At 67.6% G+C, this 11,613-nt stretch carries 10 protein-coding genes and 1 pseudogene; 10 read left to right on the forward strand and 1 reads right to left on the reverse strand.

What is annotated here, in order from left to right; all coding sequences use genetic code 11:
- From Q0379_RS04980 to Q0379_RS04995, 4 genes and pseudogenes are all read left to right on the forward strand, one after another.
- Positions 1–180: pseudogene (locus tag Q0379_RS04980) on the forward strand (50S ribosomal protein L1); the annotation flags it as partial.
- 304 nt (positions 181–484) lie between these two features.
- Positions 485–724, forward strand: coding sequence for a type II toxin-antitoxin system VapB family antitoxin (locus tag Q0379_RS04985; protein WP_299005081.1), 240 nt, complete (start codon positions 485–487; stop codon positions 722–724).
- Positions 724–1,119: a type II toxin-antitoxin system VapC family toxin gene (locus Q0379_RS04990; protein WP_299005083.1), complete on the forward strand. Its 396-nt coding sequence runs from the start codon at positions 724–726 to the stop codon at positions 1,117–1,119. Before Q0379_RS04985 ends, Q0379_RS04990 begins: the two co-directional genes overlap by 1 nt.
- A 1-nt stretch (position 1,120) precedes the next feature.
- Positions 1,121–2,332, forward strand: a complete 1,212-nt coding sequence (locus Q0379_RS04995; RefSeq protein WP_299005085.1) for a TIGR03862 family flavoprotein — start codon at positions 1,121–1,123, stop codon at positions 2,330–2,332.
- Between the two features lie 130 nt (positions 2,333–2,462).
- On the opposite strand, the gene Q0379_RS05000 is transcribed toward Q0379_RS04995, so the two are convergent.
- Complete coding sequence (locus Q0379_RS05000) at positions 2,463–3,809, reverse strand: alpha/beta fold hydrolase (RefSeq protein ID WP_299005088.1); 1,347 nt, start codon at positions 3,807–3,809, stop codon at positions 2,463–2,465.
- 537 nt (positions 3,810–4,346) lie between these two features.
- Here Q0379_RS05000 and rplJ point away from each other — a divergent pair.
- The 6 genes from rplJ to rpoB all read left to right on the forward strand — a co-directional run.
- Complete coding sequence (gene rplJ, locus Q0379_RS05005) at positions 4,347–4,865, forward strand: 50S ribosomal protein L10 (protein ID WP_299005091.1); 519 nt, start codon at positions 4,347–4,349, stop codon at positions 4,863–4,865.
- Between the two features lie 44 nt (positions 4,866–4,909).
- Positions 4,910–5,293 (forward strand): 50S ribosomal protein L7/L12, encoded by a 384-nt coding sequence (gene rplL, locus Q0379_RS05010; RefSeq protein ID WP_062096334.1) that lies wholly within the window; start codon positions 4,910–4,912, stop codon positions 5,291–5,293.
- Positions 5,294–5,455: 162 nt separating this feature from the next.
- A complete protein-coding gene (locus Q0379_RS05015) occupies positions 5,456–5,638 on the forward strand; it encodes a hypothetical protein (RefSeq protein ID WP_299005099.1) in 183 nt (60 codons plus the stop codon).
- Positions 5,639–5,944: 306 nt separating this feature from the next.
- On the forward strand, positions 5,945–6,973 hold the full coding sequence (locus tag Q0379_RS05020) for a YCF48-related protein (protein WP_299005102.1): 1,029 nt from the start codon (positions 5,945–5,947) through the stop codon (positions 6,971–6,973).
- A 217-nt stretch (positions 6,974–7,190) separates the two neighbouring features.
- Positions 7,191–7,349 carry a hypothetical protein gene (locus Q0379_RS05025; protein ID WP_099538160.1) on the forward strand — a complete coding sequence of 53 codons (159 nt, stop codon included), beginning with the start codon at positions 7,191–7,193 and terminating at the stop codon, positions 7,347–7,349.
- Between the two features lie 328 nt (positions 7,350–7,677).
- A partial coding sequence (gene rpoB, locus Q0379_RS05030) for a DNA-directed RNA polymerase subunit beta (protein WP_299005111.1) occupies positions 7,678–11,613 on the forward strand: 3,936 nt, incomplete at its 3' end.

The raw sequence follows: 11,613 nt of genomic DNA on the forward strand, positions 1-11,613 counted from the left end.
CACGCCGGCATCGGCAAGGCCTCGTTCACCGAGGACGCGCTGCTGGTCAACGTCAAGGCTCTGATCGAAGCCCTGAACCGCTCCAAGCCCTCGGGCGCCAAGGGCGTGTTCATCAAGCGCGTCGGCCTGTCCTCGACGATGGGCCCGGGCTTCAAGGTCGACATCAGCTCGATCGGCTAAGCCTAGCTTTTCAGTAAAGCGTAAGCGGACGGGCGCTGGAGCAATCCAGCGCCCGTTCTGCGTTTGGGGGATCGGGCTCCAGCTTTAAAGCCCGCCTTCCTGGGCCTTGTGCCCAGGACCCATCGTTCCGCGACGCGGCGTTCGGCCTGCGCCTCAGGCCTGCCCGCTTAGCTATTCTCGACTAAGCATCGCCACCCGCTGGCATGGGTCCTGGGCACAAGGCCCAGGAAGGCGATGATGGGAAGCCGCCCGCATTGTCGCTCCGGCTAGCCGATGTTACCTTCCGTCTAGACGGAGCCCCGCCATGCCCTTCCACGTCCGTGATCCCGAGACCGACGCCCTGGTGCGCCAGTACGCCCAGGAGAAGCGTGTCGGCATCACCGACGCCATTAAGCTGGCCGTCACCAAGGCGCGGGAAGCCGACGAGAAGGCGCGCGAGGAGAAGCTGGCCAAGGCTCGCGCGATCTGCGCCGAGGTCGCCAGCTGGCCGCGCACAGGCCTGAAGGCCGACAAGGCGTTCTTCGACAGCCTCAACGACGAGTGATGTTCGTCGACGCCTCGGCCTGGACGGCCATGCTGCTGGAAGAGCCCGAGGCCGAGGCCTTCAGGGTCAAGTTGGCCGACGCTCCGGTTGTCCTGACCTCGGCCGTCGCCGCCTGGGAGACGGTCCGGGCCGTCGCTCGGGAGACGGGCCGAGACCTGAGCGCCGCCTCCAGAAGGTTCGATAGCCTGCGATCCGCGTTCGATACGTCGCTCGTCGCCATCGCTGAAGCCGAGTACGCGCTCGCCCTCGACGCCCACGCCCGCTACAGCAAGGGCGTCCACCCCGCGCGGCTGAACATGGGCGACTGCTTTTCCTACGCCTGCGCCAAGGCTCACGGCGTCCCGCTGCTCTACAAGGGCGAGGATTTTTCCCTGACCGACATCGAGGCCGCCTGACGTGACCGACGAGACCATCCTCGACGTCGCCGTGATCGGCGGCGGGCCGGCGGGGCTGATGGCCGCCGAGACGGTGGCGCGCGCCGGCAAGTCCGTGGCCGTGTTCGAGAAGATGCCGACCTTCGGCCGCAGGTTCCTGATGGCCGGGCGCGGCGGGCTGAATCTGACGCATTCGGAGGACTTCGAGCGCTTCGCGCGGCGCTATGGCGAGCGCTCGCCGACACTGGCGCCGATGCTGGAGGCCTTCACGCCGAAGGACCTGATCGCCTGGGCGCAGGGGCTGGGGCAGGAGACCTTCGTCGGGGCCAGCGGCCGGGTGTTCCCCAAGGCGATGAAGGCCTCGCCGCTGCTGCGCGCCTGGCTGGCTCGGCTGGAAGGGCTGGGCGTCGACTTGAAGCCGCGCGCGACCTGGAAGGGCTGGGACGCGGTCGGCCACCTCTTGATCGAGGACCCGGACGGCCGCCACGTGGTGCGGGCTCGCGCCACCATCCTGGCCCTGGGCGGCGCCAGCTGGCCCAAGCTTGGCTCGGACGCCGCGTGGGTCCCGCTGCTACGGGTGGGCGGCGCCGAGATCGCGCCATTCCGCCCCGCCAATTGCGGCTTCGACATTGGCTGGAGCGCCTTCTTCTCCGAACGCTTCGCCGGCGAGCCGCTGAAGAACGTGGCCCTGAGCCTGGGGGCGGCCAAGTCGCGGGGCGACGCGATGGTCGCCCGCTACGGCCTTGAGGGCGGGGCGGTCTACGCCCTGGGCGGGGCGGCGCGCGACGCGGCCCTGGCCGGCGGAGCGACCCTGACCGTCGACCTGCGTCCGGACATCCCGGTCGAGACCCTGGAGCGCCGCCTGCACGCCCCGCGCGGCGGCCAGACCCTGACCAACTTCCTGCGCAAGGCGCTGAAGCTGTCGCCGGTCGAGATCAACCTGCTGCGCGAGGCGCACGGCGTCGACCTGCCGCAATCGCCGGCCGTCCTGGCGGCGGCGATCAAGGCCGCGCCGCTGGCGGTCACCGGCGTCCAGCCCCTGGATCGCGCCATCTCGGCCGCCGGCGGCGTGCGCTTCGAGGGGCTGGACGGGCTGTTCCTGAAGGGCCGCCCGAACGTGATCCTGGCCGGCGAGATGCTGGACTGGGAGGCCCCGACCGGCGGCTACCTGCTGCAGGCCTGTTTCGCCACGGGCGTCGCGGCGGGGCGGGCGGCGCTGGGGCGGTTGGGCTGAGTTCCTCCCCCGCGACGCGGGGGAGGTGGCCCAGAGGGCCGGAGGGGGCGAGCGCGGTCGGCCTCCAGCTTGCCCCCTCAGTCGCTCCGCGACAGCTCCCCCGCATCGCGGGGGAGCATCTTATGTCGTCCTACCGCATCGCCGCCCGGATCTTCGCCGCCATCGCCTCGAGGTCCTTCGGATCGGCCGGCGCGTTCTCGGCCAGGTAGGCGGGCTTGCCGGCGATGCGGGGGATCACGTGGACGTGCAGGTGCGGCACGCTTTGGCCCACGCCGTTGTTCTGGATGATCATGAAGCCCTCCAGCCCCAAGGCCTCGACCTCGGCGCGGCCGACGCGCTGGACGACGGCCATGACCTTGGCGAGGTCCTTCTGATCCATCTCCAGGATCGTCCGGGCCTTGGAGGTCTTGGAGATCACCAGCACGTGGCCGGCCTCCATCGGGGCGCGGTCCATGAAGGCCAGGACGTCGGCGTCCTCATAGACCTTGTAGGCCGGCAGCTCGCCCCGGATGATCTTGGCGAACGGGTTCTGCGCGTCATAGGCGGCGGCCAGCGGGATGCGGGCGCCGGCGGGGGTGATGGTCGGATCGAACCGCGCCAGCCAGCGCAGCACCTCGCTTTCCAGGGCGATGCGGGAGTCCGAGAAGCTGTGGTCGGTCGGGTACTGGGCCTCGACCACCATGGCGGGATGGGCCTCGCGCGCGGCCTGGGCCAGCTTGGCGGTGACGGCGCCGATGCCGCGCTCGGCGCCGATCATCAGCACCGGGCGCTCGGCGATGGTCCGCGACAGGGCGACCAGGTCCAGCTTGGCGCGGTCGCGGCCGATCTCGGCGATCAGGGCCTCCGGGCTGGTCCCGGCCAGGGGGACGGTGTCGGGGCGGATCTCCTCGGCCAGCACCTTGGGGTCGGTCTTGCCGAAGTACTCGTCGCCGCCGATGTTCCAGGCGTCGATCAGGATGGTCCCGGCCACCGCCGAGGACCGCGCGGCCGAGGCGCTGGCGGCCATGAACCCGCCCATGCTGTGGCCGGCCACGACGATGCGCTTGGGATCGATCCGGTACTTGGCGAGGTTGGCGGGGTTGGTCAGGAAGTCGACGGCGGTCTCGGCGTCGGTCCGGGCGTGGGCGAAGCTGAACGCGCCGCCGCTGCCCCACGCGCCGCGATAGTTGATCCGCAGCACGTTCCAGCCGGCCCGGCGGACGGCCTGCATCAGGTCGACATTGGTCTCGTTGCCGGGGAACCCGTGCAGGAACAGCATCGTCGGATGCGGCTGCTCGCCCGAGGCGAGGTACATCACGGCGTTGATCTTGGAACCGGCCACGTCGATCTGGAACGCGGCGAGGTCGGCCGGATGGGCCTTGTCGGGCGCCGGATCGGCGACCACGGCCCTGGGCGTCGGCGGCGCCTTCAGCTCGGCCAGGGCCGGCGAGGCGAAGGCCAGCAGAAACGCGGTCAGGGCGGCGGCGAGGCGGGTCATGGATGGGGTCTCGGCTGTTTCTGGTAAGCTTAAGCTGTAAGCGGGGGCGATGACACGCCCTGTCAGTAGCGCCCCCTCCGTCACGCGGCTCCGCCGCGCGCCACCTCCCCCGTTTTACGGGTGAGGAGGAAGCCGCTCTCCTCCTGCCCCGCTCGCGGGGGAGGTGGATCGGCGCGAAGCGACGAGACGGAGGGGGCGTCTTGGCGGCCCCCTGTTGAAATCCCCGCCATCTTCGTCTATACGGCCCGCCTCTTCGACGGAGTCCGCTCCGCCGGGGAACCTGTTTGAGAACTGCGGGGCGTGGGGTCACCAACGCCGTAACCGGGGAAGAGCCCTTCCTCGCCGTCGGGAGACAGGGATAGAGACGCCAAGGTCTCCTGCTCGTGACGCCTTCTCCTGAGGGCCTGTCCGAGACCGGAGCGCGGCCGACTTTCCTTGGAACAGGCATATGCGACTCGCACGCGGGAGCAATTCCGCATGGGACCGCATCTGGCTGCCGGAATGGTCCGGCCGCTGCTAACTGAGTAGGAGACCGCAATGGACCGCGCTCAAAAGCAGGAGTCGATTGAATCGCTGAAAAGCGTGTTCAACGACGCCGGCGCTGTCGTCGTGACCCACTACATGGGTCTGACCGTTGCGGAAATGACCGACCTTCGTCTTCGCCTCCGCAAGGAAGGCGCCGCGATCAAGGTTGTGAAGAACACCCTGGCCCTCAAGGCTCTGGACGGCAAGCTCGGCGACAAGGGCGAAAAGCTCTTCACCGGCCCGGTCGCCATCGCCTACGGCCCGGACGCTGTCTCGGCCGCCAAGGTCGCGGTCGCGTACGCCAAGGAAAACGACAAGTTCAAGCTCGTCGGTGGCGTTCTCGATCAGACCAACGTGCTGGACGAGAACGGCGTGCGCGCTCTGGCGACCCTGCCGTCGCTGGACGAACTGCGTGGCAAGCTCATCGGCCTCATCCAGGCTCCGGCGACCAAGATCGCTGGCGTCCTGCAGGCCCCGGCTGGCCAGCTGGCTCGCGTTTTCAACGCCTACGCGACCAAAGACGCCGCGTAACGGTCATCCCCGCATCTATCCCAATCTCTCTAAGGAACTGACACATGTCCAAGCTCGAAAAGCTGGTTGAAGAACTGTCCACCCTGTCGGTGCTGGAAGCCGCCGAACTGTCGAAGCTGCTGGAAGAAAAGTGGGGCGTCTCGGCCGCCGCTCCGGTCGCCGTGGCCGCCGTCGGTGGCGCCGCTGCTGCTCCGGCTGAAGCTGCTGAAGAGCAAACCGAGTTCACCGTTGTCCTGGTCGACGGCGGCGACAAGAAGATCAACGTGATCAAGGAAGTCCGCGGCGTCCGTCCGGACCTCGGCCTGAAGGAAGCCAAGGACCTGGTCGAAGGCGCTCCGCAGAACGTCGTCGAGAACGTCTCGAAGCAACAAGCCGAAGAGATCTCGAAGAAGCTCACGGAAGCCGGCGCCAAGATCCAAATCAAGTAAGTCATTCCACGCGTCAGCGTGGAGGACTTATCCCGGCGAAAGCCGGGATCCAGGATCTGCCGAAGCGGCCTCGGAGGGAAACCTCCGGGGCCGTTTTCTTTTGGGTTGGCGCTGGAAAGGCGTAGTTTGCGCTGGCGGGTTTAGGGCGTTCTGGAGAGCGCGATGAACGGTTGGTACGACGGTTTCGGCTTCTACCATGGGCCCAACGATCCCCGACTGATCGTGCCCAAGTGCATTCCGATCATGGGCTGGACGATCAACGTCTCTCACCCGAAAGCGCCGTTGTTGATCCTGCTGACCTGCGGGGCGATCGGGTTGGGGATCGTGGCGCAGGTGATGGTTTAGGCGGGGCGGCGAGCGGCCGTTTGGAATCCCTCTCTCATGGAGAGAGGGATTCTTTTTGGCGTCCGACTAGGGTCGAAAGCCGACCCCGGGGGGGGAGGGCTTTCGACACAGGAGCTCCCTCTCCCATGGGGAGAGGGTAGGGTGAGGGGCTACGGCGTCGGGCGGCGCGCCGTTTGGCCTCGTAATCCCTCACCCTCCCATGCTTCGCATGGGCCCCGCCCTCTCCCGCCGGGAGAGGGTTTTGGAGTTGCGCTTCCCGCCGTTTCGCCCGAAGCCAAGGTGATCGAACCACCTGGGCAGGGCTTCATGAACCGCAGAGACGTCATCCTCGCCGGCGCGGCCGCCGTGGCCTCCACGGCCGTCCCCGCCTTCGCCGGACAAGCGCTGGGCGGCATCCGCATGCCCGCCTCCGAAACCGACAGCGAGCTGCGCGGCCTGTCGCCGACCGGCGGCAAGACCTACTGGGCCTCGGGCTCCAAGGGCTGGATCATCCGGGGGCGGGACGAGCGGCAGGATCCGATGCGGATCGTCGGGGCCGAGGGGCTGGACTTCCGAGGGCTGCACGCCTTTTCCGACGACCACGTGCTGGCCATGAGCGCCGGGCCGGGCGACGCCTCGCAGCTGTGGCGGACGACCGACGGCGGCAAGCATTGGGCCCAGGTCGCGGTGAACCGGGACCTGAACGGCTTCTGGGACTCGATCGCCTTCGTCGACGGGCGGCGCGGCTTCATCCTGGGCGACCCGACCGAGGGCCGCTTCACCGTGCTCTACACCGCCGACGCCGGGAAGAGCTGGGCGCGGCTGCCGCCGGAAGGCGTGCCGCCGGCGGCGGACGGGGAGGGGGCCTTCGCCGCCTCGAACGGCTGCGTCGCCATCGGCCGCCGCGGGCAGGTCGCCTTCTGCACCGGCGGGGCCGGGCGGGCGCGGGTCTATTTCTCGCAAGGCGGCGGCGGGGTGTTCGTCGCGCTGGACACGCCGATCCTGGCCGACGCCCCGTCGAAGGGCGCCTTCGCGGTCGCCTTCGGTAAGCGCGGCGAGCTCTGGGTCTGCGGCGGCGACTACAAGAGCCCGCGCGGGGAAGGCGTGAACCTGGCCTGGCTGGCGCCGGGCAGCCTGACCTTCGAGCCGGTGGCCGCGCCGGCCGGCTATCTGTCGGGGGTCTCGGTCAAGGGCGAGACGGTGATGGCCACGGGCCTGGCCGGCACGATCGTGGCGCGCGACGGGCGGACGTTCGAGCGGGTGTCGGAAGCGCCGATGAACAGCGTGCGGCTGACCTCGAAGAAGACGGGGGTGCTGTGCGGGCCGAAAGGGACGGTGGGGCTTTGGCGGGGGTAGTTTCCCAACCCTGAAACCCAACACGATCCGTCATTCCCGCCCTTGTGGCGGGAACCTCTCTATCCACCGCAAGTGCAGGTGGGGCGGACCGCCAGCGGTCTGCTTGCGCCGCCCGTGCGGGCTGAACCAGGGGTTCCCGCCACAAGGGCGGGAATGACGGATGTTAAGAGGGGAGCTTGGGTGCGGAACCCCAACGCATCGCCCGCGTTTCCCTCACATGCTCAAGCTCGCCGGCATCCTGCTCGCTCTGATGATCCTGTTCGGGATCCTGGGTTTCGTGGTCAATGTGGCCGGCGCCATCACCAAGGCGGCGTTCTTCGTCTGCCTGATCGCCCTGGCGGTCTCGCTGGTGATGAAGGCGATGAAGAAGGCCTAGCCCTCGACGGGGAGATTGCCTGGGGATGCGTTGATCCAACGCATTTACGCCCGTTCACGAATCCCCCTTTCCTTCCGCGCTTCCATCCCCTATATCCCCGCGTTCACGATTACATCGGCGGAGCGCTTTGTCGCGTCCGTATGTACGCCCCGAGGCGCGGTCAGCCGCCCTCCGACCAGCGCGAAGGGGCGCCCGTCAGGCTTCCGGTCCCGGTCGCCCGGCAGGGGAATTCCAGCGTCCGCGGCTCTCCGAGCAGGAGAGAAGCGAGGGTGGACGCCAAGGCAATTCGAACTCACGCGCGGACTCCATCCGCGCCCAGGGAAAACACATGGCGCAATCCTTCACCGGCAAGAAGCGGATCCGGAAGTCGTTCGGCCGCATTCCCGAGGCTGTGCAGATGCCGAACCTCATCGAGGTTCAGCGCTCCTCCTACGAGCAGTTCCTTCAGCGCGAGGTCCGTCCGGGCCAACGCCGCGACGAGGGCGTCGAGGCGGTCTTCAAGTCGGTGTTCCCGATCAAGGACTTCAACGAACGCGCCGTGCTCGAATACGTTTCGTACGAGTTCGAAGAGCCCAAGTACGACGTCGAGGAATGCATCCAGCGCGACATGACCTTCGCCGCGCCGCTGAAGGTCAAGCTTCGCCTGATCGTGTTCGAGACGGAAGAAGAAACCGGCGCCCGCTCGGTCAAGGACATCAAGGAGCAGGACGTCTACATGGGCGACATCCCGCTCATGACGGACAAGGGCACCTTCATCGTCAACGGCACCGAGCGCGTCATCGTCTCGCAGATGCACCGCTCGCCGGGCGTGTTCTTCGACCACGACAAGGGCAAGACCCACGCCTCGGGCAAGCTGCTGTTCGCCGCCCGCGTGATCCCGTACCGCGGCTCGTGGCTGGACTTCGAGTTCGACGCCAAGGACATCGTCTACGTCCGCATCGACCGCCGCCGTAAGCTGCCGGCCACCACCTTCCTCTATGCCCTGGGCATGGACGGCGAAGAGATCCTGACCACGTTCTACGACGTCGTTCCGTTCGAGAAGCGCGCGGGCGGCTGGGCCACCCCGTACAAGCCCGAGCGCTGGCGCGGCGTGAAGCCGGAGTTCCCGCTGGTCGACGCCGACACGGGTGAAGAGGTCGCTCCGGCCGGCACCAAGATCACCGCCCGCCAGGCCAAGAAGTTCGCCGACGGCGGCCTGAAGACCCTGCTGCTGGCGCCGGAAGCCCTGACGGGCCGCTACCTGGCGCGCGACGCGGTCAACATGGCCACCGGCGAGATCTACGCCGAAGCCGGCGACGAGCTGGACGTCCCGACGATCCAGGCCCTGGCCGACCAAGGCTTCGACACCATCGACGTGCTGGACATCGACCACGTCACGGTCGGCGCCTACATGCGCAACACCCTGCGCGTGGACAAGAACGCCATCCGCGAGGACGCGCTGTTCGACATCTACCGCGTCATGCGTCCGGGCGAGCCGCCGACGGTGGAAGCCGCCGAGGCCATGTTCAAGTCGCTGTTCTTCGACGCCGAGCGCTACGACCTGTCGTCGGTGGGCCGCGTGAAGATGAACATGCGTCTGGAGCAAGAGGTGTCGGACGAGGTCCGCATCCTGCGCAAGGAAGACGTCCTGGCCGTGCTGAAGGTCCTGGTGGGCCTGCGCGACGGTCGCGGCGAAATCGACGACATCGACAACCTGGGCAACCGCCGCGTCCGCTCGGTGGGCGAGCTGCTGGAAAACCAGTACCGCGTCGGCCTGCTGCGCATGGAGCGCGCGATCAAGGAACGCATGAGCTCGGTCGACATCGACACGGTCATGCCGCACGACCTGATCAACGCGAAGCCGGCGGCCGCCGCCGTCCGTGAATTCTTCGGCTCCTCGCAGCTGTCGCAGTTCATGGACCAGACGAACCCGCTGTCGGAAATCACCCACAAGCGTCGTCTGTCGGCCCTCGGCCCGGGCGGTCTGACCCGCGAACGCGCCGGCTTCGAAGTCCGCGACGTGCACCCGACCCACTACGGCCGGATCTGCCCGATCGAGACGCCGGAAGGCCCGAACATCGGTCTGATCAACTCGCTGGCCACGCACGCCCGCGTGAACAAGTACGGCTTCATCGAGAGTCCGTACCGTCGCGTGAAGGACGGCAAGCCGCTGGACGAAGTCGTCTACATGTCGGCGATGGAAGAGTCGAAGCACGTCATCGCCCAGTCGAACATCAAGGTCGACGGAGGCGAGATCGTCGAAGACCTGGTTCCGGGCCGCATCAACGGCGAACCGACCCTCCTGCAAAAGGAGACGGTGGACCTGATGGACGTGTCGCCGCGCCAAGTCGTGTCGGTGGCCGCCGCCCTGATCCCGTTCCTGGAAAACGACGACGCCAACCGCGCCCTCATGGGCTCGAACATGCAACGTCAGGCCGTGCCGCTGGTGCAGTCCGACGCCCCGCTGGTCGGCACCGGCATGGAAGCCGTCGTCGCCCGTGACTCGGGCGCGGTCGTGATCGCCAAGCGCACCGGCGTGGTCGAGCAGATCGACGGTACGCGTATCGTCATCCGCGCCACGGAAGAGACCGACCCCGCGCGTTCGGGCGTCGACATCTACCGCATGTCGAAGTTCCAGCGCTCGAACCAGTCGACCTGCATCAACCAGCGTCCGCTGGTGAAGGTCGGCGACCGGATCAGCGCCGGCGACATCATCGCCGACGGTCCGTCGACCGAGCTGGGCGAACTGGCCCTGGGCCGCAACGCGCTCGTCGCGTTCATGCCCTGGAACGGCTACAACTTCGAAGACTCGATCCTGATCTCCGAACGCATCGTCCGCGACGACGTCTTCACCTCGATCCACATCGAGGAATTCGAGGTCATGGCCCGCGACACGAAGCTGGGTCCGGAAGAAATCACCCGCGACATCCCGAACGTCGGCGAGGAAGCCCTGCGCAACCTCGACGAAGCCGGCATCGTGGCGATCGGCGCCGAGGTCCAGCCGGGCGACATCCTGGTCGGCAAGGTGACGCCGAAGGGCGAAAGCCCGATGACGCCGGAAGAAAAGCTGCTGCGCGCCATCTTCGGTGAAAAGGCTTCGGACGTCCGCGACACCAGCCTGCGCCTGCCCCCGGGCGTCGCCGGCACGATCGTCGACGTGCGCGTCTTCAACCGTCACGGCGTCGACAAGGACGAGCGCGCCCTGGCCATCGAACGCGCCGAGATCGATCGCCTGGGCAAGGACCGCGACGACGAGTTCGCGATCCTGAACCGCAACATCTCGGGCCGTCTGAAGGAACTGCTGATCGGCAAGGTCGCCGTGTCGGGTCCCAAGGGCCTGTCGCGCGGCGAGATCACCGCCGACGCGCTGTCGCAGATCCAGCCGGGCCTGTGGTGGCAGATCGCCCTGGAAGACGAAAAGGCGATGGGCGAACTGGAAAGCCTGCGCCGCCTGTTCGACGAGAACCGCAAGCGCCTCGACCGTCGTTTCGAAGACAAGGTCGACAAGCTGCAGCGCGGCGACGAACTGCCTCCGGGCGTGATGAAGATGGTCAAGGTGTTCGTGGCGGTGAAGCGCAAGCTGCAGCCGGGCGACAAGATGGCCGGCCGTCACGGCAACAAGGGCGTCATCTCGCGCATCCTGCCGATCGAGGACATGCCGTTCCTCGCCGACGGCACGCACGTCGACGTCGTTCTGAACCCGCTGGGCGTGCCGTCGCGCATGAACGTCGGTCAGATCTTCGAAACCCACCTGGGCTGGGCCTGCGCCAACCTCGGCAAGCAGATCACCAACCTGATGGAAGACTGGCAGGCCGGCGGTCAGAAGCAGGCGCTCATCGATCGCCTGCGTGACATCTACGGTCCGGACGAAGAGCTGCCGGAAACCGAGGAAGAGCTGATCGAGCTGGCCAAGAACCTCGGCAAGGGCGTTCCGATCGCCACGCCGGTGTTCGACGGCGCGCGCATGAGCGACATCGAGGACCACCTCGAAATGGCCGGGGTCAACCCGTCGGGCCAGTCGATCCTGTACGACGGCCTGACCGGCGAGCAGTTCAAGCGTCCGGTCACGGTCGGCTACATCTACATGCTGAAGCTGCACCACCTGGTCGACGACAAGATCCACGCCCGTTCGATCGGTCCGTACTCGCTGGTCACGCAACAGCCGCTGGGTGGTAAGGCCCAGTTCGGCGGTCAGCGCTTCGGGGAAATGGAAGTGTGGGCTCTGGAAGCCTACGGCGCGGCCTACACCCTGCAGGAAATGCTGACGGTGAAGTCCGACGACGTG

The organism is uncultured Caulobacter sp. (assembly GCF_937900395.1).
GTDB lineage: Bacteria > Pseudomonadota > Alphaproteobacteria > Caulobacterales > Caulobacteraceae > Caulobacter.